The sequence below is a fragment of the Bradyrhizobium sp. McL0616 genome, from assembly GCF_049993385.1.
Lineage (GTDB): Bacteria > Pseudomonadota > Alphaproteobacteria > Rhizobiales > Xanthobacteraceae > Bradyrhizobium.
Genome location: NZ_CP188255.1, coordinates 7,583,840 through 7,607,938, shown reverse-complemented (window position 1 = coordinate 7,607,938; position 24,099 = coordinate 7,583,840). Strand labels below are relative to the sequence as shown.

Annotated in this window: 30 protein-coding genes; 19 read left to right on the top strand and 11 right to left on the bottom strand. The window is 57.0% G+C overall.

The annotated features are described in order from the left end of the window. Positions 1-145 precede the first annotated feature (145 nt). Positions 146-832, bottom strand: a complete 687-nt coding sequence (locus ACPPVR_RS36650) for a recombinase family protein (protein ID WP_426611358.1) — start codon at positions 830-832, stop codon at positions 146-148. A gap of 215 nt (positions 833-1,047) precedes the next feature. Between ACPPVR_RS36650 and ACPPVR_RS36645 the strand changes: the two genes are divergently transcribed. The 6 genes from ACPPVR_RS36645 (at position 1,048) to ACPPVR_RS36620 (ending at position 7,552) form a co-directional block, all read left to right on the top strand. Beyond that, entirely contained in the window at positions 1,048-1,911 is an 864-nt protein-coding gene (locus tag ACPPVR_RS36645) for a macro domain-containing protein (RefSeq protein WP_426611357.1), read from the top strand. Further along, complete coding sequence (locus ACPPVR_RS36640; protein ID WP_426611356.1) at positions 1,912-2,463, top strand: TIR domain-containing protein; 552 nt, start codon at positions 1,912-1,914, stop codon at positions 2,461-2,463. Positions 2,464-2,584: 121 nt separating this feature from the next. Continuing rightward, entirely contained in the window at positions 2,585-3,262 is a 678-nt protein-coding gene (locus tag ACPPVR_RS36635; protein WP_426611355.1) for a hypothetical protein, read from the top strand. Positions 3,263-3,583: 321 nt separating this feature from the next. Beyond that, positions 3,584-5,683 (top strand): acyltransferase family protein, encoded by a 2,100-nt coding sequence (locus ACPPVR_RS36630; RefSeq protein ID WP_426611354.1) that lies wholly within the window; start codon positions 3,584-3,586, stop codon positions 5,681-5,683. 917 nt (positions 5,684-6,600) lie between these two features. Then, a complete protein-coding gene (locus tag ACPPVR_RS36625) occupies positions 6,601-6,810 on the top strand; it encodes a helix-turn-helix domain-containing protein (protein WP_426611353.1) in 210 nt (69 codons plus the stop codon). Next, entirely contained in the window at positions 6,803-7,552 is a 750-nt protein-coding gene (locus ACPPVR_RS36620) for a hypothetical protein (RefSeq protein WP_426611352.1), read from the top strand. Before ACPPVR_RS36625 ends, ACPPVR_RS36620 begins: the two co-directional genes overlap by 8 nt. A gap of 227 nt (positions 7,553-7,779) precedes the next feature. Here the strand turns inward: ACPPVR_RS36620 and ACPPVR_RS36615 are convergent, their stop codons facing one another. Then, complete coding sequence (locus tag ACPPVR_RS36615) at positions 7,780-8,712, bottom strand: hypothetical protein (RefSeq protein WP_426611351.1); 933 nt, start codon at positions 8,710-8,712, stop codon at positions 7,780-7,782. An 864-nt stretch (positions 8,713-9,576) separates the two neighbouring features. On the opposite strand from ACPPVR_RS36615, the gene ACPPVR_RS36610 reads away from it, so the two are divergent. Next, a complete protein-coding gene (locus ACPPVR_RS36610; protein ID WP_426611350.1) occupies positions 9,577-10,077 on the top strand; it encodes a hypothetical protein in 501 nt (166 codons plus the stop codon). Between the two features lie 421 nt (positions 10,078-10,498). Here the strand turns inward: ACPPVR_RS36610 and ACPPVR_RS36605 are convergent, their stop codons facing one another. The 4 genes from ACPPVR_RS36605 to ACPPVR_RS36590 form a co-directional block, all read right to left on the bottom strand. Then, positions 10,499-10,840: a hypothetical protein gene (locus ACPPVR_RS36605; protein ID WP_426611349.1), complete on the bottom strand. Its 342-nt coding sequence runs from the start codon at positions 10,838-10,840 to the stop codon at positions 10,499-10,501. Positions 10,841-10,936: 96 nt separating this feature from the next. Next, a complete protein-coding gene (locus tag ACPPVR_RS36600) occupies positions 10,937-11,113 on the bottom strand; it encodes a hypothetical protein (protein ID WP_426611348.1) in 177 nt (58 codons plus the stop codon). Positions 11,114-11,147: 34 nt separating this feature from the next. Next, positions 11,148-11,963 carry a hypothetical protein gene (locus ACPPVR_RS36595; RefSeq protein WP_426611347.1) on the bottom strand — a complete coding sequence of 272 codons (816 nt, stop codon included), beginning with the start codon at positions 11,961-11,963 and terminating at the stop codon, positions 11,148-11,150. Positions 11,964-12,021: 58 nt separating this feature from the next. Beyond that, positions 12,022-12,651, bottom strand: a complete 630-nt coding sequence (locus ACPPVR_RS36590; RefSeq protein WP_426611346.1) for a DUF4339 domain-containing protein — start codon at positions 12,649-12,651, stop codon at positions 12,022-12,024. Positions 12,652-12,730: 79 nt separating this feature from the next. Here ACPPVR_RS36590 and ACPPVR_RS36585 point away from each other — a divergent pair, with 79 nt between their 5' ends. Then, the gene (locus tag ACPPVR_RS36585) at positions 12,731-12,985 is read left to right on the top strand and encodes a helix-turn-helix domain-containing protein (RefSeq protein ID WP_426611345.1); all 255 of its coding nucleotides are present in this window, start codon (positions 12,731-12,733) and stop codon (positions 12,983-12,985) included. On the opposite strand, the gene ACPPVR_RS36580 is transcribed toward ACPPVR_RS36585, so the two are convergent. From ACPPVR_RS36580 to ACPPVR_RS36565, 4 genes are all read right to left on the bottom strand, one after another. Further along, entirely contained in the window at positions 12,982-13,317 is a 336-nt protein-coding gene (locus ACPPVR_RS36580) for a DUF3768 domain-containing protein (RefSeq protein ID WP_426611344.1), read from the bottom strand. The genes ACPPVR_RS36585 and ACPPVR_RS36580 overlap by 4 nt on opposite strands. 112 nt (positions 13,318-13,429) lie before the next feature. Then, the gene (locus ACPPVR_RS36575) at positions 13,430-13,990 is read right to left on the bottom strand and encodes a hypothetical protein (protein ID WP_426611343.1); all 561 of its coding nucleotides are present in this window, start codon (positions 13,988-13,990) and stop codon (positions 13,430-13,432) included. Between the two features lie 221 nt (positions 13,991-14,211). Beyond that, entirely contained in the window at positions 14,212-15,216 is a 1,005-nt protein-coding gene (locus ACPPVR_RS36570) for a hypothetical protein (protein WP_426611342.1), read from the bottom strand. A gap of 80 nt (positions 15,217-15,296) precedes the next feature. After that, positions 15,297-15,872, bottom strand: a complete 576-nt coding sequence (locus tag ACPPVR_RS36565; protein WP_426611341.1) for a tyrosine-type recombinase/integrase — start codon at positions 15,870-15,872, stop codon at positions 15,297-15,299. A 236-nt stretch (positions 15,873-16,108) separates the two neighbouring features. On the opposite strand from ACPPVR_RS36565, the gene ACPPVR_RS36560 reads away from it, so the two are divergent. Next, positions 16,109-16,483 carry a hypothetical protein gene (locus tag ACPPVR_RS36560; protein WP_426611340.1) on the top strand — a complete coding sequence of 125 codons (375 nt, stop codon included), beginning with the start codon at positions 16,109-16,111 and terminating at the stop codon, positions 16,481-16,483. 15 nt (positions 16,484-16,498) lie between these two features. Here the strand turns inward: ACPPVR_RS36560 and ACPPVR_RS36555 are convergent. Further along, positions 16,499-17,694, bottom strand: a protein-coding gene (locus ACPPVR_RS36555) for an IS3 family transposase (RefSeq protein ID WP_426611339.1) whose coding sequence is annotated in 2 segments (ribosomal slippage) — positions 16,499-17,433 and positions 17,433-17,694 — 1,197 coding nt in all. Because the reading frame shifts where the segments join, the coding sequence is not laid out codon by codon here. Positions 17,695-17,786: 92 nt separating this feature from the next. Between ACPPVR_RS36555 and ACPPVR_RS36550 the strand changes: the two genes are divergently transcribed. The 10 genes from ACPPVR_RS36550 (at position 17,787) to ACPPVR_RS36505 (ending at position 23,837) form a co-directional block, all read left to right on the top strand. Further along, the gene (locus tag ACPPVR_RS36550) at positions 17,787-18,980 is read left to right on the top strand and encodes a DUF1214 domain-containing protein (RefSeq protein WP_426611338.1); all 1,194 of its coding nucleotides are present in this window, start codon (positions 17,787-17,789) and stop codon (positions 18,978-18,980) included. 59 nt (positions 18,981-19,039) lie between these two features. Continuing rightward, positions 19,040-19,198, top strand: coding sequence for a hypothetical protein (locus ACPPVR_RS36545; RefSeq protein ID WP_426611337.1), 159 nt, complete (start codon positions 19,040-19,042; stop codon positions 19,196-19,198). Between the two features lie 62 nt (positions 19,199-19,260). Further along, the gene (locus ACPPVR_RS36540; protein ID WP_426611336.1) at positions 19,261-20,805 is read left to right on the top strand and encodes a DUF1254 domain-containing protein; all 1,545 of its coding nucleotides are present in this window, start codon (positions 19,261-19,263) and stop codon (positions 20,803-20,805) included. Positions 20,806-20,845: 40 nt separating this feature from the next. Further along, positions 20,846-21,130 (top strand): hypothetical protein, encoded by a 285-nt coding sequence (locus tag ACPPVR_RS36535; protein ID WP_426611335.1) that lies wholly within the window; start codon positions 20,846-20,848, stop codon positions 21,128-21,130. 71 nt (positions 21,131-21,201) lie between these two features. Then, a complete protein-coding gene (locus tag ACPPVR_RS36530) occupies positions 21,202-21,525 on the top strand; it encodes a DUF3302 domain-containing protein (protein WP_426611334.1) in 324 nt (107 codons plus the stop codon). Between the two features lie 3 nt (positions 21,526-21,528). Continuing rightward, positions 21,529-22,644 carry an HlyD family secretion protein gene (locus tag ACPPVR_RS36525; RefSeq protein WP_426611332.1) on the top strand — a complete coding sequence of 372 codons (1,116 nt, stop codon included), beginning with the start codon at positions 21,529-21,531 and terminating at the stop codon, positions 22,642-22,644. Positions 22,645-22,898: 254 nt separating this feature from the next. Then, positions 22,899-23,099, top strand: coding sequence for a helix-turn-helix transcriptional regulator (locus tag ACPPVR_RS36520; protein ID WP_426611331.1), 201 nt, complete (start codon positions 22,899-22,901; stop codon positions 23,097-23,099). Continuing rightward, positions 23,096-23,344 (top strand): helix-turn-helix domain-containing protein, encoded by a 249-nt coding sequence (locus ACPPVR_RS36515; RefSeq protein ID WP_426611330.1) that lies wholly within the window; start codon positions 23,096-23,098, stop codon positions 23,342-23,344. The genes ACPPVR_RS36520 and ACPPVR_RS36515 overlap by 4 nt, the downstream gene beginning before the upstream one ends. A 105-nt stretch (positions 23,345-23,449) precedes the next feature. Beyond that, complete coding sequence (locus ACPPVR_RS36510) at positions 23,450-23,614, top strand: hypothetical protein (RefSeq protein ID WP_426611329.1); 165 nt, start codon at positions 23,450-23,452, stop codon at positions 23,612-23,614. A 31-nt stretch (positions 23,615-23,645) separates the two neighbouring features. Next, positions 23,646-23,837, top strand: a complete 192-nt coding sequence (locus ACPPVR_RS36505; RefSeq protein WP_426611328.1) for a DUF3606 domain-containing protein — start codon at positions 23,646-23,648, stop codon at positions 23,835-23,837. The last annotated feature ends 262 nt before the right edge of the window (positions 23,838-24,099 follow it).

Here is a 24,099-nt window from a genome sequence, read left to right as displayed (position 1 = left end):
AACAATGTCCCACGGGTCCCATGCCCAACCGGAGTCCCGTGAGCGCTTGCTGTAGTACATAAGGGGGATAATTGGTCATGTTGTTGAATCTGTTGCATTCAGCGTAGTGAAACGCTGTGGTGGCACCGGAGGCCACCCGTTCTGCTTAGGCGCGCTCAAGAATGTTTGCGATTGACTGCGCATACCAGCGCCCGCCGCGTGCCGTAGGGATACCGCGCGCATTCAATGCGTCTGCCACCTGCCTGAGCGTGCTCGCACCGGCCTTCTGGGCCTCACGGATGATTGGCAGGACGTTGGCCGCGTAGCGGTCAGCTTCGGCCTTCACGGCCTCCACGGCGCTCTTGCGGGCCACGTTGAGCTTAGGGTTGCCCAGCGTCACCCCACGAGCCTTAGCAGCCGAGAGAGCTTGGCGGGTGCGCGTGGAGATGAGCGCGCGCTCCTTCTCAGCCAATGCGGCGAACAGGTGGAGCACGAACGGATCAACATCAGGCCCTAGCTCAGCGACCACGAAAGGGACCTTGTGGGCCATGAGCCCCGAAATGAAGTGTACGTCCCTGCTGAGCCGGTCCAGTTTAGCTACAGCTACGTGGCACCTGAGCTTCTTTGCGGCAGCGAGGGCCCCTTTTAGCTGCGGGCGGCGGTCCAGAGCATCAGCGCCCTTGCCGGTCTCTACCTCTACGAACTCACGCACTACCGTGAACCCCTCGGCCTGAGCGAAATGAGCGAGCGTCCGCCGCTGCGCTTCGATGCCCAACCCTGAGCGGCCCTGTTGGGAAGTCGAGACTCGGATGTAGGTGATTAAGGTGCGTTCGGTCGTCACCGCAGCCTCCATAAGCGTCTGTAAAAGACCTTATCGAGCGTTTAGGTTATAGACAATGCCCTATTTGGAATCCCTGCGATTCCGTTTTGCATGGCTGTCGCGCAGCCGAACGCCAACGTCTCCCGGTTGTGGGAAACCGGATAAGCCTACTTCTAGGAAGAAGGGGGGCCGTTCACTGTTATGCTTGGCGCGTCCGCATCCGATTCTTAACCCCGAGAGCAAAGCCTGTGGCAAGCGAGATTATCAAATCCCTGAAGGTCGGATTCAGACGACGGTGGACCGCAGGTTTTGCCAAGGCACTCAGTGTGGCTGGTGCAATCTGGTTGGTGACAAGCATTGCGGCGAAAGTCTCCCCCACCTTCGATGGGGCCGTAGTTCAAAACGGACATTGGTACGGGGCTGTTGTCGTCGTCGCCTGTTTGGTGCGGTTTGTTGTCCACATCTATGAGGTAAGGTCCGTTTCGTTTTCGGTTCCTACCACGGACAGTATGATTAGCGTTCGCTTTGGCGACCTTCTAGCTGAGCGAACTGATTGGATGGTCGGTGTTGGTGAATTCTTCGACAGCGAGGTCGGCCATGTGGTCTCCAAAGATTCACTTCATGGCAAAGTTATCGAGAGTGTCTTCAACGGAGATGCGCAGCGGTTTCGCAAAGCCGTGGATGCCGCTTTAGCGAATTTCGTGGGAGCGTACACGCAACGCGCCTTTGAGCCCAAGCTCAAGTACGAAATCGGCACAACCGCAGTAGTCGAAAATGGCCCGCATAAGATTTATCTCGTGGCCATGTCGCATGTTGACCTGCAGACGGCGAAAGCCTCCTCGACCGTGCCGATGCTCTGGGATGCGCTGCGCGGCGCTCTTACCTCAGTGACCCACTTTGGCAATGGCGCTCCTTTATCTTTGCCCTTGATAGGAAACGGCCGGTCCAGCGTTAATATCGAACCGCAACACCTTCTGAGGTTGATTGTCCTCGCGCTGGTAGACTTCGGTCGTAAAAATTCGTTACCGAAGATTGTCAATGTGATCGTGCCCGAGGGATGTTTCGAAATGCTCGATATTCGAGAAATCCAGCGCGATTGGAAGAGACGCTAAATGGCCTACAGAAATGGCACGTACATAGCCTTTCACGCCGGGGGCACGGACGATCCGACAGCTTCTGATATTAAGTATTATCGAATTCTAAAGGCTTGGCACGAGCACGACAAAATAGAATTCCGTTTTATAAACAGTCACGAGAAAGTCGGTGCTGTTCGAGATTCGAGTAAGCGCGAAACGTTGCGGCGTAGTCTTATGGAGCGCCTAAACAATTCTCGAAATATGGTGCTCATCATTGGGCCAACGACCAAGTTAGATACCGATTGGGTACCTTTTGAAATTGGATACGCTGTCGATGTCTGTAAGATTCCAATTATTGCTGCTTACACAGGATACAATGCGATTATGCGCCCACTAGAACTGAGCAGCCTGTGGCCTGCCGCTTTCGCCTCTCGAATCCAGAATGGGAGCGTCCGTTCAATTCACATTCCATTCAGGCGAAATGCCATTGACGACGCGATTAACCAATTCGATCACGAGAATCTTCCTCTCGATTCGCTGTGGTTCTACTCACTAGAGGCCCACAGATCGTTCGGGATTTCAGTGTGACTAGATGTGAAGGAAAGTAGTTCGCAGGCCCTTGTGATGGGCGAGAAGCGACGCGATCAATAGGAAAGCAGCGGGCGGAATTTATTTGATGCGGCGTTAAAGTCGACAGGTAGTGTGCAGAGTGACCGACGCAGTCAGATCGAAAATTGAGAACCTGCGTTTAAAGGCTGAGGCAGTGCACGTCGCTGCGCTGAACCTGGGCAACACGTTGGGTGTCTTTCACGGCATCAACAATGCAATAGAGCGCGGGGCGTTGGCTGGCTCGGAAATAAGGGCCATCAACATCATCCAATCTGATCTGCTGCATCTGCTCGTGATCCGCGTCTGCGCTCTCTGTTTCACCAACCAGAAGGAACGGGACGATGATGCCTCAATCGACCGCCTTATCGACGCGCTGCGAGACAAAGAGCTTTGCCGAGAGCTTGTCGCTACGGATATGCAGTGGAGGGTGGCTGTTGGGCCAAGGGCCTCTCGGTGTGCGACTGTGCAGCAGAGCATCGGAACGTTAAGGCGCCGATGGTCGCCCCTAAATTCACAGCCGGACGTTTGGAAGCGCCTTTATCACTTCCGTAGCAAACGGCTCGGCCATGTCACCGTTGCCCCTAAGCCAGCGCAGGAAGCCCAATCGAACGAACTCTGGCGCACGGCCCGCATGGCGCTTAGCGCAGCGCGGCAGGCTCGCTTGGTCTTTTGTCGGGAGGACTGTGACTATCTGCGAATGTCCGCGCGAGCGGAGACGGTGGGGCGGGGCTTGATTGTCGCCATCGAACCAAGGCCTTCGAAAAATACAAGAGCGTGACACAAGACCTGGCAGAGCGAGTGAAAATTTGTAAGTCTTTTCAACGTTGATGGTATCGGTTCGCGGCTCCATCCAACAGGACCTAACGGTCCGAGGAGCGCACCGCAAGCACCGCAAAGAGCCAACGCGCGTTTCGGAATCGCAGCGATTCGGTTTTGCATAGCTCTTCCCACGCGGCCAAGGTTGCGCTGGGTACTTAGCGACCTGACCGGCCAGCCCGTACACTTACGGATTGCATCCCGGCTAAAGGCCTGCTTGTTCAGGTTGCAAGCTGCGGTTTATGCTTCCCAGCGCATTCGCACAGGGCCGGGGGGCCTCAGATTGTCTTATTTACCTTACGGTGCTCAGCCGCAGTTGCGGCGGGGAGCATCATCGCCCGTCCGCGTTGACTGGCGCCGTTCGTTGTTTGGATTTGGCCTACCGCCGCCTCGAATAGAGAATGCAAGTAGTAACGCCTTCCGCCTAGACATCAACGCGCTTAGGGCGCTTTCGGTCGTTGCTGTCGTTGGTTATCACTTCCAGATGCCGGGATTCGCTGGGGGATTTGTCGGCGTCGATGTCTTCTTGGTGATAACCGGATACCTGATGACGGGTAAGGTGCTAACCGAACTCGCTTCGGGTCATTTTTCATTCCGTCACTTCAGTATGATGCGAATGCGCCGCATCTATCCTGCGCTTGCGGTTGTGACCGCTTCATCGATTGTTGCTGGCTGGTTCGTGACCTTGCCGCGTGAATACCTGAAGCACCTGCTGCAAGCCTTGTCGGCGCTGACATTCGTGTCGAACTTTGCCTTCGATAGTGACAATGGCTATTTCTCGATGGCCGCTCAGACCAAGCCGCTCTTGCACACTTGGTCTCTTTCGGTCGAGTGGCAGTTTTACATCTGGATGCCTTTGGTCGTATCGCTGATCTGGCGTTACGCTTCCGGCTCGAAGTCTAAAATCAGCACCGTGATCATTGCACTTCTGGCCGTCACCGCCCTCTCCTTGGCGTGGTGTTTGTGGCAGAGCCAAGCGGACGCAATGGGCTCTTCCTTTTTTTCTCTACGAGCAAGGGCTTGGGAACCTTTGGCCGGAGGACTAATCGCTGCCGCAGAGATCAGGCGATGGTCCGAAGATGCTACTAGACCTCGGTGGCTCCAAAACGGGATCATCGCAGCCGCAGGCTGGACGCTCGTCGCCAGCTGCGTGATCTACCCTCTGCCCGAAGCGCGATGGCCAAGTGTGCTCACGATTCTACCGGTCCTCGGCGCAGCTATGATAGTAGGGGCGCGACAGTGGATCGGGGAAGCAAGCTTGCTCGGGATGTCTGCAATTCAGCGCCTAGGCGACTGGTCCTACTCAATTTACCTTTGGCACTGGCCGATTTGGGTCTTCGCACTGAGTTGGTTGTCCTTGCGCGGATATGGTGTGAATGCCACGCAAAAGATACTGATGGTGCTGGCGTCGCTCGCGCTCAGCGTGGTCTCCTATCGTTACGTTGAGCAACCAATCAGAGTGCGACGGGACTTCTGGACGCTGCGAAGGCTGCTGACTACGTCCAGCGCAACATTCGCGTTGTTACTCAGCTTCGTCGCTGTGGCTTCTTTGAACGGTGGTTTCCCAAACAGACTGCCGGACTACTTATTGCCGGCTGAATTGGCAAGAAGGACCAACACGCCACGAGACGAGTGTTTCAGGAACTCGAACTCCACCAAGAACGCAACGGGGACTTATTGCAATTTCGGCGCTGAAGAGACAGCGGGGAAGCCTTCCGCAATGCTGTGGGGAGATTCGTTTGCCAACCAGTACCTTGAGCCAATTTCTTCGGCTGCGCTTGGTAACGGAATTCATGGATTGATCGCAACCCAGAGCGCGTGCAGGCCGTTCCTTGACGATCCTGTTAGAAACTCCGCAGATCAGCAGCCGTGCCGAGATTTTAACCGCAGTACGCTGGACTTCGTGCTGAACCACACTGAGCCAAGCATCGTTGTCCTTGGAGGTAATTGGGGAAATGCTCTCGATGTTTCCTCGCTGGCTGACCGACTGCTTTCCTCTGGCAAAACCGTCGTGCTGATCATGCCGCTGCTCAATATTGGCTTCGACCTGCCACAGCGATGGATCGAGAAACAGGTCCGCGCGGGCGGAGCCATCGGTGAATGGAGCGTGGACGCCGCTCCTGATCTGACGATGAACAGCCTCCGCGCCGAAATCGCTCAAAACCTCGACAAGCACAGGGACAATCCGCGACTAGTTATGGTGGATCCGCAGTCGGTGGTGTGCGAGCAAAACCGATGTTATCTCGTCAGGAACGGGGAGGCCAATTTCCGCGATACAGCCCACATTTCCAACGTCAATGCAATCCAGTATAGGGGCCTATTCGATGCTGCCTTTAGGTCAGCCCTCCACACTGAGATTAAAGCATACGAAAGAATGGATTGAGCCGAAGCATGAGGCGATGGTGGAAGAGGCGATCAGACGCGCTGCTACAAGTGACGCCGACACGGCGTTGAACACAGACGGGCGAAGGTCGCGCTGAACCAAGGCTTGAAGGTAGTAGCAGTCGGTGGTAGCAATCGCCTCGCAGCAAATCTGATTTGTGTTTGTTTTCAGTGCCTTCCTGAGCGGCCCGCTCCTTCCCCTAGGGAGCGCCAATAGAATCAATGGCTTAGCGAGTAAGCACTCGACGGCTTTTTGGCCTTCTTCAACTCTTCTTCAACTCAGAACTGTCGGCAAACTAGACTCTTTCGTCCTGTCTGCTCTTTCCCAATTTCGTGTGGCCGCCAGCCAGCGGTCGTGTGCGACCCCTCGCGAACGATAATGAATAAAAAGAGCTGGCCGGGACTTCCAAGTCCCATCCGCACTTTTTCGTCTGGAGGGCGTTTCGAAACCTCCGTGCCCCCATGTAGATCATGCGTTTTGGGTCGAGCGGCGACCGTCCTAATTTAGTTTGCAAAACCTCCGCCTTCGACTAACATGCCGCTCACGGATCACCGCTGGCGCTCAAGTTATTTGGCGCTAAATCTCTGATCCTGGACTCAGCCACGTAGTGGACAGGTGGCTAGAGTCTCTGCCGGCGAACTGCCATGCTCCGCCCAGCAGACAACGAGCGCCCGCGAAGACGTACTGAATGGTACTTCGCGGCTCGACGCGGCAGGCGATAGACCTGCAACTCGCGGCCGACCGTTGAATCCACGAATTTCAGATTCACCGAAGACTGATGTTTCGAATGGTGCTTCGAACCTGACGCGGCAGGCATTGGGCCTGCGGCTAGCGGTCGACCGTTGAGCCCACTCAAATTTCAGATTCATCCGAAACTGATCTTTCCCGCTCGATCGAGCGGTGTGGAGACTATGTCCATGAGCAAGTCGGAATACCCGGAACGAAACTGCTTTAGTCTGGAGGAATTCTGTTTTCGCAACGGAATTGGAAGGACCACCGCCTACAATGAGATCAAGGAAGGTCGTCTCCGCCCGAGAAAAGTCGGACGACGCACCTTGATCTCGCTCGAAGAAGAGGCGCGCTGGTTCGGTAGTACTCCCGCTTTTGGGGGTACCAAAAATGGCTGAAGTCAACTTTGGCGAGTCGAACGCGGCGCAACAATCAACAACAGCGGCATGCTTGTTTGACCATCTCATGATCGAACTGAACCGCGCGAAAGATGAACACCTAAGGTTGGCCGAAGGGTACCGGGTCGCCGAATATAAGGTGATGGGCGAGGCAATGCGAATTGCCCTTACGATCGAGGCAGATGATGACCTCAAAGCGCGGTTTCGGAAAGAAATGGGCGCGAGAGACGTTGTTTATGCCGCGTTGATCTTTGTCTGTGCGGCGGAGACAGAGCCGGCCAGGAAGATGGCATCAAAAAGAGCCCGAGCCTTGCGATATCTGGTGGAGGGACTCAATGTTTCGCTCGACAAAATTTCTGAAGCCGTCGCCGAGCACGGTGGAATCGAGAAACTTGCAAGGCTCGCGGCGCAGGCGCAGCCCCGTAAGAAAGGGCGCGCACCCGCCGGCGGCGCTGAGGATATCGATGAGTGGCCCAAGGCCATCGAAGCGGGCAAAGAAAGTGAAGAACGACCTGGCGACGCTAATACCGAGATTGTTGACCTAGATACGCCGATTCAATTTGGCCTGCCGGCTGCATTGCGAGCCAAGCTAGATCAATTCAGCGGTACCAAAATAACAATGACCGGCTATGTGTGGAAAACTGCTGGCACCGTGACGGCGTTTGCGGTGGAGAAAATCGTAAGGCTGAAGGTCGCGCATGCGTTGGCGGCGGTCGAATCCGAGGCTGATTGGGGCGACTGAAGTAACAAATGGTTTCGCTTAAAGCGAACCGTTGAACTTTCACCGCACTAAGGCCAGTCAATTCCTGTGTGGTCCATAACTAAACGACGACGAGAACGCTAGGTCATGTCGGCTAGATTGGACCACACAGCTCAACTGAAATTCATATTTCGTGCCTACGTGCCCAAGACCAGTCCGCCTGCCTTGTTGCCTTGCATCATCTTCGACAAAATCTGGCACGCCATAATTCACCTCGTCGTAAGCAGCGGAAAGGCATCACCGCGGCCATAGCGTATTATGCGACCTAAATAACCTTGTCGATGCAAGACTAGCGCTAGCTCAGCTTCATGCGCCGGCTCTAGTGGTCTTTTTTCTGTGTCGGCATTGCCCCGGTGGTCTATTGTAGGGAGCCTCCGATAGAAGTCCGACTTGAAGCTGTACGTGGCTGTTTTGATCCGATCCTCATCGCTTGCCCGTTGAGGAGTGACGACGATGGGCTTCGGCGTGTCGTCGTCCTTTGGATAAAACCTACCAAGGCTGCGTTCGATCTGGCTTTTCGCGCCACCTTGGAACAGCAAGTAGATGTGGGGTCGCCATTTGGGATGGCGGCCATCGTCAAACATTTGAAGCGCGTAGTCAAAAGCGCCCACCGCGATCACGTCGCCGGCGAAGCTTCGCGCAATCTGCTTCCGGAGGCGATCCTTGATATGATCCCACTTGAACCGATTTAGCTCTCCGATGGCGAAGAACAGATCTTGTGGGACGATGCTCACCGTAAACCAGTAGTCTGGATCAATCGCCACGTACTTGCTGATTTCCGAACCCCACCAGAGACGGAAATGGCGGCGGCACGTTGGACATGCCGCCGACCGGCACGGTCTTAAGCCGCAGTTCGCTAAGCGGCGAGCTAGTCGTTGACCGCTTTCTCCGGCTTGCTCCAGGGCCGTCTCGAGCCGTTGGCGCGCTGTCCTAGCCTGTCTGAAGCTTTCAAACCTCGCAGGAAAAACGTCCTCGTCAACCTTCAGCGCGGCGTCGCGGAAGTCGAATTTCATTGTTAGCACCTGTGCAAGCTGTTGCGTTCTGAATGGCGTCAAACCGACCTTGGCGGCCGGTTTCGCTACAAACTTCTCAGGTTTACAAGTTTCGAGTTTTGTCCGGGACTGCCAGCGGGCCTCAGTCACAGACTGGTCCGCAACGGCCGCTGATGAGGACGCCTAAAATATTGGTCGAAGACGAGTCCTTGACTGAAAATCGCGCTCCCTCTCTCATTGCCGTCTCAGAAGGAGTGATCAGGGCCGAGGGAAGTGCAGTGTAGAACATGTAAAGCTAACCAGAGGAGCTCCAGCATGACCACAAAGCGCACTAATTCTAGGCAGCCGCTAATGACGGCAAGAGAGCATTGTCAGTTTCCAAGGTTGTAAAGAATTCCTACGTGGCAATGCCACTTATGACGTGCCCGTCGCTCAGACAGGAAAACATAACTACAGCCAGTCTCGATAGTGAAAAGACCTGCGTTTTTCTCAGCGGCTTGGACGCGTCAGGATTCGTCATAGCTATCGCCGATATCACGCCAATCGTTTCTATCGGCTAGGAGGTCGATAATGCCTCCGTTCTCGTCGGTCACCTGGACGATAGCCTTGCGAGAACTATTTCTTAGTTGATCGACTTGCTGACGATGAGCCACACTATCAGGCTGGCTTTTGGGCAGCGAGAGACCCTAGACGACGGATTCCATGAAACTGATCATATGCAGACTACCAATTTGGCCGAATATTCCAGCTGTTTTTGGAGGTCCCATATGATTCGAACATTGGAAGCGTTCGACTAGTACGTACCCGAGGGTGGCGCGTTTTTCCATTGACGGCGCGACGATGAGAGCCCGCTGGTAACGGTAGGGCTTTTCTTGTTGTTGGGTTTCGAGGCCCATCGGAAGGTTGGGGGAGTCTGTTGCTCGCGATAAGACCGAGCAGCGGGAGTGGGGTTCTGGCAAACTTGTAAATGCTTCTTGTCCAGCCGCGACGTTGCGGCCAACAAGGAGACGCCAAATGAAAGTCAGAATTGACGCCATCGTTGCTGAGATCGCAACTATTCTCGATGTTAGCCTCTTGAGGCACGACCCTGAGTTCGAGGATCTGCCGCGATTTCATAGAATGCACCTGATCATGACGTGTCTGGCACGTCGTAATATCGCACGAGCTGAAAAGTTCGGCGGGCGCAAGGTTCGGTGCTGGCGCCCGTCCCGCCAGTTGGAAAACAACGTCGGCGTGAAGGGGCATGGAGTTCCGGGCAAACTCGAACGTATCGAGCCTCCGATAGTGATCTCGACACTTGCCGATGACTTTTCGGAGCTTCTCTATGCCAACGGCGAAACGATCAACGAGGTGACCGACTACGTTCTTCGTCTTTTCGGGATGCACGCGCTAGGATTGCTGGAGTACCGCGGGAAAGAAGATGGCTTCTGTCAATTCGATAGATCAGACAAGCGCATCGACTACGTCGATGATGCTGGGAATAAGACCGACTTTGTGGACAAATATCTGGTGTAGTGTTCCATCTGAAGCGACAACGCCGCTATAGTCTCGGCGTTGATTACCGGTGCGGAGCGTTCGGACTTCGCACCGGTTCTTACTTCTTCAGGTATGCATCACAGTTGTCTCAATCGCGCCGGGACAATCGCGAAGCGACCGCCTCCGCTTCCTTTTAAGCTGTACTGCGGTCCTCGCACATCCGGCGAACCCATCGTGCCGTCGCGTGAATTGCCGGGACTTGGTGCCTGGGACATCCTGGAAGTAAATGCATTCCTGGGCGCGTATCCGGCGACTCTTCTGCTTGTGGTCTGCGTCAGGCAAAACGGCCGAAGGCACCGCACGTCCCCCCCTGCTAATACCTGTCTCAACATTAGCAATCGGTCGTAGCTACTGGGGGGCTCCCAAGTCATGTTTCTCGCGAATTGCTGGTCGAAAAAACTCAATGCACGGTCATCGAGATGGCACCGGCGATCCTGGTTTCTTCATGAATGATGGCAACACGCGAAGCCTCCAAAATCTGTCTGTAAAGATCGTCTCCAATTCTCGGGAGCAACAACCTGACAATTTTCCCGGTGCCGATCACGTACCCCAGCGGCAGCTTTCTGGCCAGCGCGCTCACCTCGGCAGGCTGTCTGATCAAAATTCGGCAATTCATGTCCATTGCCGCGGAGACGATGCTGTCTTTGAGGACACTAAATCGAGCGCCCCGTGGATGTCCTCGGTCTCGACCACCGAGGACATAGACTTGGTCGAACCCTGGCGGTTCCGATTTCTGGCCCATTAAATACTCAAGATGATCTTCAATGAATAGCGGTGGTCATCTGAGTTCAACCCCTTCGCCGAATTTCTTCACTTATCGCAGCGTTGATGGCTTCCATCATGTCTTTCTCCGTAGTCGGTTCTTTGAGAAGCCGGAATCATAGGGGTTGTCCTTGGACCAGTGCTTGTTCGAAGTGTGCGGGTAGTCGCCGTTCCACAGTATCTTGACTTCCGGCGGGTCGGCCAATGCCGCCTTGGAAATCAGCGTGACGAATACAAAGACAAGATAATTCATGTCCGTTTTCTCGATTTTGCAAGCAAACGCTGGATTAGAATTTCGGCGTTGGAACAGCGGCCCGTTGCTTATCCGCGAGAGCGTCTTGATCTCTGTCCAAGAGTTGTGGCTCGTTGACAATGAGCACCCATGACGGAATGGGGGATTGTGCGGATCGCGATTCGCTAAAATATGAACCAAACTCCATCGTTGAAGAGTCGCTGAGGTGCCAAACTTGATTGAATGGCCGGGTGTGAAATTGTGCGGAGACTGCACCAACGATTTCTTGGGCTGGTGCGCCAGATTGAAAGACGTAGGATATGGCCGTCACCACGTTGGGTGACATGTTCTCGGTCAACCGGGCGGCAAGCTTACTTCCCTTGTTGTTCGTGCACTCCAAGACCATTGGCTTAGGTGACGATACACTGCATCCTGTTTTCGCCATCGCGGCCTTCGCCGCAGCCTCCGTCATGCCGGTCTCGACTCCCAAAATATCTCTTTTTGTAAATGCATAAATGTTCGTTGACGGTTTATCCGCCCCAGTGAAGCTGGTCGTAACGTGCTTCCAGCTTTCGTAGTCCTCCGGGCGAAGTAAAAGGAACGGCTGCGCGCCCCAGACAGCAAATTTCAAGCCCTCAGCGGAGTTTCCTTGATCAAAGCTTTTCGCGGCGACCACCGGTTGACCGATAATCTTACCGTCTCGATCTAGGTCAAAACTGACAGCAAAGTCGAGTTTGACCTGCGGAGAGGGAAACCAGTGCTGCATGATTTGAGCACGGATCACCGCCATGGGGTCGGGCGAGGGTGGCGGTGTCTGTGCAAAGGCCGATGAGCACACGAACGTTGCGAGGAAAGCAATCCATTTCATCATTTGTGATCTCTGGTGTGAGTTGCGTATCGGGCGGATGCCGGAGCAGATGAGGCCCCCGTTATCCTTCAACGGATGCGTAGATGAGGAATCCCGCAATCATGCTGATGATCCACGCGACCGCGTAGTAAGGACGCTGCTTCAGGCGTTTCGCTCTCAGGAATAGGTAGACCGGTGCGAGCAGCACGGCTGTGACCCGTGTTGTGCGAGAGCCATAGCCAGCTTGCTGGAGCCTGCGGTCATCGAGCCAGCCCAAAAGAGCGTTGACGACCAGGGGCACTTGGAACGGCAGTCCTCTGCTTGGATGATACGGAATCCCAAGTGCTAGAGAGCGGACTGCGGCGTCCTGGTTGCTGGCGCTCACCACGGCCTCGATCACCCCGATAACGAGTGGCAAGAGGGCGAGTGTCCAGACGTAACCGTTGCCATGCCTCGACGAAACTGGAGGAGGCTCGGCTGCCACCAGATCACGAAGGTCGCTTTCTCGGAGTAGCTCCCATTCCGGCATTCCCTTTCGCCAGACCTGGGTGCTCGTCTCGATCTGCTTTTTGGTCAGTAGGTCCCTGATGGTCTGAGCGGTCATCGGGCCTTGCCGAGCGCCGTTCGCGACGTAGTACCACTCGTTTGATGCAGGCGTGTTTGCGACTCCGGTATCCGGCAGCGGCGGTGGTGCAGAGAGTTCTTCAGTCATTGGCATCCTCTTTCGATCTCAGAATAATTATATACTTAAGTGTATAGATTCGGCGAACGAAAATCCCTCGCATGGCGTCATGGATGTGAGGCGCCTGATTGGAGAAAACGTGCGCGCGAGGCGGATTGCAGCGAAGCTCTCCCAAGAGGCTTTCGCTGCAAAGATCGGCGTCGAGCAGAGCTATCTGAGCGGATTGGAGGCAGGCCGCCGGAATCCTACGGCCGTCACCCTTTGGCACATATCGGTCGCGCTAAGGATCAAGCCTGGAGCCCTCTTCGAGGCAGCGCCTGCGGCCCCGAGGAAATCGAAGGTGGGGCGCCCCCGAAAGTCCTAGTACTCGTCCGCCCTCATGATGGTGATGATCCGCTCGGTAACGTCGGGGTCTGCCGGATTGGGCGAGCGAAAGTTGAGAGACTTATCAAAGTAGTCAATTTTGAACATCACCGCGGTGCCGTCAAAATCAAAGACGCCAAAGTCGTGCTCCTCGTGAGGGTCGTTGGCGTGGCAAAAGTCGTCAAAAACGGCGATGGTCTTGACCAAGCGTGCGACGGCCTCGGGGCCTAGTTCGGCGATGCTTGCCGTGATGACGGCGCCGCCGCCGAGAAGGTGCTTCCGAAGTTCGTCGTTGAGCATGCGTATGCGGTCCGTGTCCGTGTGCAGGGACATGGCTGTTCTCCATGATGTGTGTTGATTGGGCCCTGGCTCGCGCCAGCTCGGGCAGGCTGGTCAGATTGCAAAAGCCCGGGCCGTGGTCCGGGCTTGAAGGCTGGTCTGCAGATTATTCGGGACCGGGATTTACGAGCCCCACCTGGGCGATATGCCGGACGTAAGTGCCCTTGTCCGGGTAGTCGCGAAGCTGAAGGGTCAACACCTGATCTTCGCGCTTGGTTACAAGGCAAGGCCACCAGCCAAACCCGGGGTCGTCGTCCTCGACGAGCACCAACTGGCCGACAGCGATGCTCTCCCAGGTGCGCGGCAAGCCAGCAGCAACAACGCCGCTCGCCTTTGCGTTTTCGGGCGCTGGCGCGGGCTGGTTAACCTGGCTGGCGTCGCCAGGCACATCGAGCGCTGCTTTGAGCTTGGCCAGGAGGTCTCGCCGGATCGGGGGCACGAATGCCTTACCGCTTGCGTATAGCCTCCCCACGGGCAGCATGCCGATCTCGGTGGCTGCTGGCGAGGCCGGATGCACGAACGCCAGCTTCATTTGGGCCGCGGCGCTGACGACTTTCTCGTTGAACTCTGGAAACCGAGCGCCGCGCGGCTTTCCGTCCTCATCAAGGCCGAAGACAAACAGCTTGTCTGAAGCGTTGGCCGTCTTCTTCTCTGGCTGCTTTCCCATCTTTCTCCTCCTCAAAAGCATACGGGGCCCGAAAGGGCCCCGCTGTATGCAGTTCTAGTGATGTTGTGGCTTGGCCACGGTGGCGGGCCAGACGGCCGCCGAGGCAAACAAATCACGGGTGTATCTCCACTATAAATTGCAAAGTCGTTATTAGACCTTGTAGAGCGAGTATAGGCGAACCGTGCTGCAGCCTCAAGCGAATTCTGCAGCAAGAATGCGAACTAAGTCACTGTTTTTACATATATTTTTGCGGTTTTTAACGGTATTCGGCCGCACCTTTGGTGTAGATGGCAATAGCCGATTTGGCAGGCTTTACGGTCGTCAATTCGGTTACCATTGCACAGGTTAAGGCAGTCGCCTGCGCAAAACCGCCAGATGGCGTTCTGCACAAATCGCGCGAACCTCTGAGGGAATGCGGGATTCAATGCGCGCGCATCGATGCGGTTAGCCACGGTCCTGATGATCTCGGCACAGCTACCCGGGCCGTAACAGGCGGCGCCATAAGCGTGAGAGCTACCGCAATCCTGTAAAATGCCAGTGCGATGAAGAAAGTTATGAACCAGCGTGTCTACCGCGATCATCGCGGTACCGGTTTCGAGCCAGGTCGGCTGGTGCTCGCGTGCGCCGATCAGCAGCGTCGAAAGCGTCATCATGAGTATTTTGTCGGATACGCCGTAGACGTTTCGAAGGGGGCCAATCAAGGCTTCCTGCTGCGCTGCCTCCAATTCGGCCGTGGTAGCGCCTTTCGCGCTTTCCAGTTGATGGTCGATCCAACCAACGAGGTCGCCGTCGGCGAGGTCGCGGACGAACAAGAAGAGTGAGTATGCGGTCTGATTCAGTCGGCCGTTGCGCAGGCGCGGCCGGGGCAGGGGGCACGCATCGATGTGGTCGGGCTCCGCGCAAGTGAAGCTGGTCTTGTCGTATCGGCAGCCCTCGAAATGCCAGTAGCTGCGCAGCTTGGGGCAAAAGAGCGCATTCTTCTCGCTCGCCTTTATCGCCGACCAGGACGCAGTGCCATGCTTGTGGATGTAACCGCGCGCGACGCGGTCCGAGATGCCTTGGAAGCTAAAGGTCGTAACGAGCCAATCAAAAATCGGCTGCGTGTCAGCGAGGGCGACAGCTCGAATTAAGTCCGCGTCCCGAACCTCGTCATCGATCTCGTCGAGGAATGACATCGATCCGGCGACCGCGCAAACAGTCCGGATCAGGCTTTCAGCCCGGTCCAACTGATCGATGGTTCTCTTGGCGACGACCGATGCTGTGCCGGAGCGGGCCTTTGCCGAGCGCCGACCCGAAACGATGGTTGCTAGATGAGGGATACCAGCCTCCTTTGGGCATCGCTATCGCCGTCGATGTAGCGCTGTGTGGTCTGGATGGACCGATGGCCAGCCAGCAGTTGAACGTCCCGTAGCGAGCCGCCTGCTTTGTGAACCGAGCGAGCCGCTCGCGTAATGAAAGTTCGACGCCCCGAGTGCGACGAGCATCCTTCGAACCCGAGTTCGTCGTAAGCGCGGCTGAACCAGACAACGATGCTCATCGGTGTCATCGCGCCGCCCCGCTCGGATCGAATGAGGGGGCCATGCGCGTTACATAGCTGACGCGCCTCGACGAGGGCCTGTCGTAGCTCAGGATGAATCGGAATTAAGCGACCGCCGCGCTTTTTGGCGATCTCGTCGCGAACTTCAAGCGTGCTACCGACCTCGCCGCTCGGATCGAGCAGCATCGCCCATGTCAATTTGGCGATCTCGGCGGCGCGAAGACCTGCCTTGACCGAGAGTAGGACGATTAGACGGTTGCGAAGTGGGTGGCGAGAGCACTCGGCGAAAAACAAGAGATCGTCGATATGGTCAATCGAAAGCGTCTTCGCTTGCTTGCCAGCCATCTCACTCAAAACCAGTTGCAGCTAGATTCTAGAGAATCTGACTCTGTGCGCAAGGGAAAATCTCGCAATTCGCTGACTGATAAGATTTTTCAGAATTTTCTTATCAGTCGCCAACTGACTCCTTCGCGGAGATGCGGAGGGATCGTGACCGGTATCAATCGCAACTGCTTCTATAAGAGTCGCCGATAATCGAACTTGTAAAGTGTAGGCGTTAGACCACTACATGGAGTTCGAAAGTGAAACAGAAGGCAACGTCGAGAAGATCTGAACTGCAAAAAACCCTGAGGAAGGCCGAAGCCGAATTCGAGAGAACCTTCTTTCTAAAAGATCGGAAAACGCTATTTTATCTAGGGGAGCGGTCGTTGGAGTTGCGTAAGTCGCTACATCAGATGTGGATGTCGTTGGGAAAGGTGCCGGACGGGAGTCTCTCGGTGACCCGTTATCGAAAAATCCGTAGGCAGCTTAGACGAGTGGTCTGCTTCGCAGAAAAATACAGGGAGTTAGATGTTGACATGAGGATTCTTGAGAGTGGTCTCTTGGATCTCGAAACCGAATTCGCGGCAATCAAATCGTTGGGAGACATGCTCGAAGGAATTATCGAGTGGTCTTGACCTGAGCCCCAAAGGTCATCCAGCGATGGGCAGAATCCTTTGGTCATTTGAGCCTGTGTGGCTAGGTGATGCAACGGGACGGGGCGCGGAGCCCTCGACACAGCGCAGCGTCCCGTCCCGTTGCATGTCGGACGCTGTTAGCCTGGCGTAGATTGATGGCGGCAGGTTGCCGATCCCGCTGTGCGGACGAACGGTGTTGTAATCGTCCTGCCATTCGGCGAGCAGCTTCCGAGCATGATCGAGTGACGAGAACAACGTCTCGTTCAACAACTCGTCGCGCAGTCTTCCATCGAAGCTTTCCACGAAGGCATTCTGCTGCGGCTTGCCCGGCGCGATGTAGTGCCACTCGATCCGGGTGAGCTGCGACCAACGCAGGATGGCCATGCTGGTGAGCTCGGTCCCGTTGTCGCTGACGATCATCATTGGGCGGCCTCGTCGGGCGATCGCGGCATCGAGCTCACGACCAACCCGGATCCCCGACAACGACGTGTCGGCCACCAATACGATGCATTCACGGGTGAAGTCATCAACGACAGCCAGGATACGGAAGCGTCGGCTGTCGGTCAGCGTGTCGCTGACGAAATCCAGTGACCAACGCTGGTTCGGTCCCTGCGGCAACGCCATCGGAACCCGTGTTCCGAGAGCTCTTTTGCGTCCACCTCGCCGGCGAACCTGCAGCCGCTCCTCGGCATACAGCCGCCTCAGCTTCTTGTGGTTGATAAGCACGCCTTCACTGCGGATCATGAGAAGCAGACGGCGATAGCCAAAGCGCCGGCGCACCGACGCCAACTCGCGCAGCCGGACGCGAATGGTCGCATCGTCAGGCCGAAGGCTGAGATAACGCACCGAGGACCGATCAGCCCCAATCACTTCACACGCCCGCCGCTGACTGACCTCAAAACTCGAACAAAGGTGAGCCACAGCCTGCCGCCTTGCAACGGGCGTCACCATTTTTTTGAATTGAGGTCCTTTAGCATGGCGTTGTCGAGCATCGACTCGGCCAACAGCTTCTTCAGCTTCGCATTCTCGTCGGCAAGGACCTTGAGGCGCCGAGCTTCGGATACGTCCAGGCCACCATACTTGGCCTTCCACTTGTAGAACGTCGCGCTACTGATCCCGTGCTTCCGGCAAACATCACCGGTCTTCGATCCTGCCTCGTGCTCCCGCAGCACCGCAATGATCCGCTCTTCCGTGAACCTCGACTGCTTCATCTCCGTCTCCCTCAAGGTGGACGGATTCTACCCATTTTTGGAGGAAGTTCAGGGGCTCAGGTCAGACACCCAACTCCGATGTGCTCTACGCCATGAGCTATGTGGACATGGGCGAGACGGGGCCGATCGTGTTCGAGGCGCCGCCCAATCTCCAAGGCATTCTGCTCGATTTCTGGCAGCGGCCGATCCCGGTCGACGGCGGCAAGTTCTTCGGCGATGTGGGGCTGCCCGGACCGGACGCGGGGAAGGGCGGCAAGTTCCTCGTGCTCCCGCCGGGCTATAGCGGCGATGTCCCGCAAGGATACTATGTCTACCGCTCCGCCACGAACAACATCTTCGTCTTCCTCCGCGCCTTCTATCAGGACCCCAAGGACCTCACGCCCGCGGTCTCGCTGATGGAGCAAGCGAAGATCTATCCGCTCAACCTTCCCGAGGCCGAACATAAACCGATGAAATTCCCGAATGCCTCGGGCGTCGATGCGAACATGCTGCCGCGCTCCGATGCGAGCGCATTCGACCAGCTCAAATGGATCGTGGACCGCGAAGGGGAGAACCTGGCGAGCGCCGACGGTCTGGGCCTTCTCGCCAATGTCGGCCTCGTCGCCGGTCGCCCGTTCGAGCCCGACGCGGAAACGCGGGCGATGCTGAATGCGGCCGCGAAGACGGCCTACAAGACGAGCCGTGTGATCGGTCGAATGTCCGAGATCGGCGGCCGCGACCTCAGGGTCTGGAAAGACCGCCAATGGGTCAACCCGATCAACAATGTCAGCGAGCCCGGCACCGATAAGACGATTGATCTGAGCTGGCGCAACAAAAAGGCGGGCTTCACCGAGATCGAACCGCGCATCTGGATGTTCACCGACTATTACTCGCTCAGCCCGGGAATGGTGTCGTTGTCGCCTGGTAAGGGCGCGGCGTACGAAATCGCGTTCAACGACGCCGATGCCAAGCCGCTTTCGGGCGACGTCTCCTACAAGATGACGCTGCCGCCCAATGTCCCGGCCAAGCTGTTCTGGTCGCTGACGCTCTACGAGGCTGAAAACGCTTCGGGGCTGGCAACCGACGCGCGTCGCTTCCCCTCGCTCGGATCGCGCGACAAGCCGGTGCAGAACGCCGACGGGACGACCGATCTCTACATCGGTCCGAAGCCGCCCGCCGGCAAGGAAGCCAACTGGCTCGCAACGGCCCCGGGACGCGGATTCTTCGCCATCTTGAGGCTTTATGGGCCCGAGGAACCGGCCATCAACTACAGCTGGAAGCCCGGCGACTTTCAGCCGGTGAAGTGAGGTCACTGCGCTCCGGCGCCGGCGATCGTCAACGAGCAGGATCTCTAGGAGAAGAATCTATGAGGATTGGCAACTCAACGAGTCGCGCCTGCATCCGAGGCGAACTGGATTCAGACGATCAAGGGACGCAATTATCGTGCGGTATCGCGCTGTATGGCATCGGCTTCGAGTTCTTCGACCAGACATGGAAGCCGGATGAGGTCGTGAAGGTGCAATGAGGCACGCCCTGTGAACTGAACGAGACCACATTTCTAAGAATCTGATCGGAAGGGAATGTACAATGAAAACGACATCGTACCTCAATATCTCCCGCCGCGACGCGATGAAGGGCGGCGTCGGTGCAGCTTCGCTGGCGGCGATGACGGCCGGTGCCGCCGTTCCAGCGGCAATCGCGACCGCCTCTGTGGCCGTCACAACCAACGCCGCACTGGCGCAGACGGCTGGACAAAAGATGCCGGCGCCTGACATCGCTGCCATGTCCCCGCCCTCCGATATGCTGATGACCAAAGACTATGTCGCCACGATGGGACGTCTGACCTATCTGTGGGGCTGGCCTATCATCAATGAGCGACATCGACGGGCGACCTTCAACAAAGCTCCTGAGTCCGGCCTCGGAGGAGGGGTGCTGCCTATCGGACCCGAGAACTATGTCACCATGCTCACTGACTACATTGCGGCCGACGAGCACTTTGTAACGTGTCCCAATCAGGACGTTACGTACGGCTTTGGCTTCGGGGACTTGGCCAAGGATGCGGTCGTCGTGCAGGTGCCCGATTTCGGCGATCGCTTTTGGGTTTACGCCCTGTACGACGCGCGGTCCGACAGCTTTGGCGAGCTTGGCAAGCAATATGGCACCAAGCCGGGCGTGTACTTGATCGTGGGGCCGAATTGGAAAGGCAATGTGCCCGCGGGCATCACGGCGGTGATCCACTCGCCGACGAACACGATCGCCATGGCGCCGCGCATCCTGCTGGACGACACCGCGGAGGATCGGAAGGCAATCCAGCCGGTCCTCAACCAGATAATGATTTATCCGCTGAGCAAATACACCGGCAACCCGCAGACCAAGGACTGGAAATCAATTCCGCATTTCCCTACGCCTACGGGCCAAGGAAGCGGTGAAACGCGCTGGGTCGATCCCGAAACCTTCTTCGACGAATTGCCGGCGACCCTGGACGAGACGCCTCCGCTTCCTGGCGAGGAAGCGCTGTATGCCCAGATGCGATTCCTGTTGGATGCCGCAACGAAAAATCCCGCCATCAAGAATCAACTGAAGGAAGTGGCCATCGAGGCGGAGGAGAACCTCATCGGTCCGCTATTTGAATTCCGCAACTACGGCCTTCAGATTGGCAACGGCTGGACCACGGCACCTAACGGCGCACGCTTTGGTTACGACTATCTGACTCGGGCCGCGGTCGCCAAGTCCAACATGTACGTCAATCGTCCGGAGGAGACGCGATACTTCTATCTGGACTTGGACGGCAACGGGAAGCGGCTGAACGGTTCAAATCGCTACACCGTCACGTTCAAGTCACCGCCTCCGGTGAACGGCTTTTGGTCGCTGACGATGTACAATCAGCACCATTTGTTCGAACCCAACAAGATCAACAGGTTCTCCCTGGGCACCAAGAACAAGAACCTCAAAAGCAATCCGGACGGTTCACTGACGATCTATGTGCAGCACGAATCCCCGGGACCCGACAAGGAGTCGAACTGGCTGCCTGCTCCCGAGGGCGACTTCTCGCTCTACACGCGCACTTACTGGCCCAAGCCCGAGGTCAACGAAGGCAAGTGGGCGCCGCCGCCAGCGGTGATCTCGAGCTGACTCGTCCCGCGCGACAACAAGAGCTTGGAGTGAAATCATCATGAAAGTCATGTCTGGAGGTAATCTCGAAATTTTCGGCCGCGATGCGATGAGGGGTGGTCTCGGTGCGGCAGCGTTCAGCACCCTCGCCGTCAGAGCGGCTGCCCCCGTCGGGGTATCGAGTATCGCGATTGCCGTCAGGACGGGCGTCACACAGGCCCAGCAGGCGCCTGCCGCGGCAGCGACTGTGACGGAGCCAGCCACCGGCCTCACGGTGCAGCCGGACTACGCGAGGACGGTCGCGCAGATGGCCTTTGTCTGTCGCTGGCCGATGGCAGCAAGCTGAACCGCAATGCCAAGACGACGCAAGCTCCGCGGCTTCGATGATACGGGCGAATTGAGAGTGGGGACTCGGCCATGACACTGGATTACGTGGCACTGGTCATCCTGGTTGTCGTGCTGCTCCTCGTCGTTTACGGCGTGGTCGCTGTCTGGGGGATTCCCTACGAGATCGCCAAGCGGCGCAACCATCCGCACCAGGACGCGATCGGCGCAGCGACCTGGGTGAGTCTCTTCACGCTTGGCGCGCTCTGGCCGTTCCTGTGGATCTGGGCGATGGCTTATCGTCCAGATCGCGGCTGGGGTCTGTCAGGTGCAACCGCCGCGTCGGAGGAAACCGCTTCGGCTCAATTGGAGAAGCGGGTTTCGGTTCTCGAACAGAAACTCCATCAGCCCGGGTGACTCATGGCCGTTCTGCTGCTGCTGATTTATGCCGCCATCTGCGTCGCGATCTTCAAGATCCTTCGCGTACCGCTGAATCAGTGGTCGGTCACCGCTGCCGGCATCGTAGGTGTGGTGATCGTCGGCGGACTGCTCGCGGGAATGAATTACAACCATCCCTTCACCACGGACGCTCGACTCTATTTCTTCACCACGCCGATCGTTCCCCAGGTCAAGGGGCGTATCGTCGAGGTTCCGGCCAAGCCGAACGTCGCGCTGAAGAAGGGTGATCCGCTGTTCAAGATCGATCCCGCACCTTACCAGTTCGTGGTCGACCAAAAGAAGGCCGCGCTGGCGGAAGCCGAGCAGGGCGTGAAGCAACTCAAGGCGTCGCTCGACCAGGCTTCCGCCGGCCTTGAAAAGGCGACCGCACAGCTTTCGCTGGCGCAGGCCAACTACGATCGACAAAACCAGCTCTTCCAAGCCAAGGACATCGCCCAGGCCGCGCTCGACACCGCGCAGCGCAATCTGGAAGCCGCCAAGCAGACGGTCGCGGAAGCGCGGGCCGTCGAGGAGCGGGCGCGCCTTGCCTACACGTCGGACGTCGGCGGCGTCAACACGACGGTTGCCCGGCTTTCGGCTGATCTGCGCGATTCGCAATACGACCTCGACCAGACGACGGTGGTGGCTCCGACCGACGGCTATGTCACGCAGCTTTTCTTGCGGCCCGGCATGTTGGCGGCCTCCACGCCGGCTATGGTCTTCATCCACAGCGACGACAGGATCTTCTCGGCATCCTTCCCGCAGACGGTCGTTCAGCGGCTGCGCCCCGGGGCCGAAGCGGAGATTGCCTTCGACGCAATACCCGGCCGCGTGTTCCGGGGAAAGGTCGACGCCCTGATCGACGCCGTGTCGCAGGGGCAACTGCAGGCAACGGGCACATTGCTGAATCCAGAGGATCGGGCAAAGTCCCCCGGGCTTGCGTCGGTCAACATCGGTATCGTTGACGACCTTTCCACTTACCAATTGCCGGCCGGCACCACCGCCCAAGTTGCCGTCTACAGCGACCACTGGGGTCCTGTGGCGGCGATCCGACGAATTCTGCTGCGGATGAAGTCTTGGTTGAATTACGTGCTTTGAGCGCGCGAGAGTACGAGGCGACCTGATAGGCTGACGGAGCTGCCACAAGGGTTAGACTTCATTCGAATGACCGCTCTTGGCCGATTGTGTTGAAGAAGTCGGCCTGCGGATCGAAGGTCAGCCGGCAAGCACGATAGAGGCAGCCAAGATTGTAGATCTAACCGAATTCGGTTTGCTGCTAACCGAATTCGGCCAACTAACTAGGCGTACCTCCTAGGACTTCTCCGCATCGTCAAAAACGGAGATGTTCCAAAATGGACAACAGCGAAACCACAACCGGCTTTGTGAGACTTTCAGGCATTCTTGCGCCGCGCGGGCCGATCCCTGTCAGCAAATCAACCTGGTGGGCGGGAGTGAAAAGCGGCCGTTACCCGAAGTCGGTAAAGCTGGGGCCGCGAATCACCGCTTGGCGTGTGGAAGACATTCGGGCGCTTATTGAAAAGCCGGGCATATGAGCCGCAATCGCCGGGCAGACTGGCGACGGATCAAAGGCAAGTACAGTTACACCGTCGAGGAAGCGGCGCGGGCGCTTAATCTCCACCGGAACACCGTGCGGAATTGGGTTCGTCGCGGCGGGCTGCCGGCCATGACCGGATCGCGACCGCATCTAATTCTTGGGTCGGTGCTGATTGAATTCCTCAAGGCAAGGCGACTTGCACTCAAACGCAAATGCGGGGTCGGCGAGCTGTATTGCTTGTGAATCGGCGTGGGGTCACGACGCCGATCGGCATGATAAGCCGCTGACATTATTGATCTGAGCGGGGTCATTCCACAGCGCCGATTCACACCCAAGGCGCTCGATACAGTGGTAAGGCCAAAGCAGAAGCTGACGAAAACCATCAAGAAGCCGAAGGCCACATGGGTCGAACCCAAGTTTTACGCTGACATCGAATACCGCGACACAACCTCCGAAGGCCTTCTGCGAGCAAGCTCGTTCAAGGGACTGAGCAAAGGAACGCGCCGTTTCTAGCAGCGTTCTCCGCTTAGTAGGGAGGACGAACGTGACTGATAACCTCACCAAACGAGATCAACCCGACCGAAGCAAGATCAACATGCATGAGGCCCACGAGGTGAAGTACTGGACCCGTGCGCTCGGCGTGACCCGTGCAGAGCTTCAGAAGGCAGTCGATAAGGTGGGTAACTCCGCAGCTACAGTCCGTAAGGAGTTGGGCAAAGGGGCAGATGCGCAATGAAGACCGCGAGTGGCTGTTGTTCTACATCGACGTCGCGATAGCCGTTTGCATGTCAGGCCTCATGGTAACCTTCGCGCACATGGTCGCGGGGCTGTTCTTTGACTAGCTGTCCCATCTGTCACGGGCGCGGCTGGGTCTGTGAAACCACCATGATCGCGTCTGACCGATAAGTCCTAGTAGGCTTAGAGAAAAGGAGCTCAAGGAAGGGCGAAGGAGACTTAAGGGCAGCTAAGCCATTCTGTAATCGAGGACTTGGACTTCG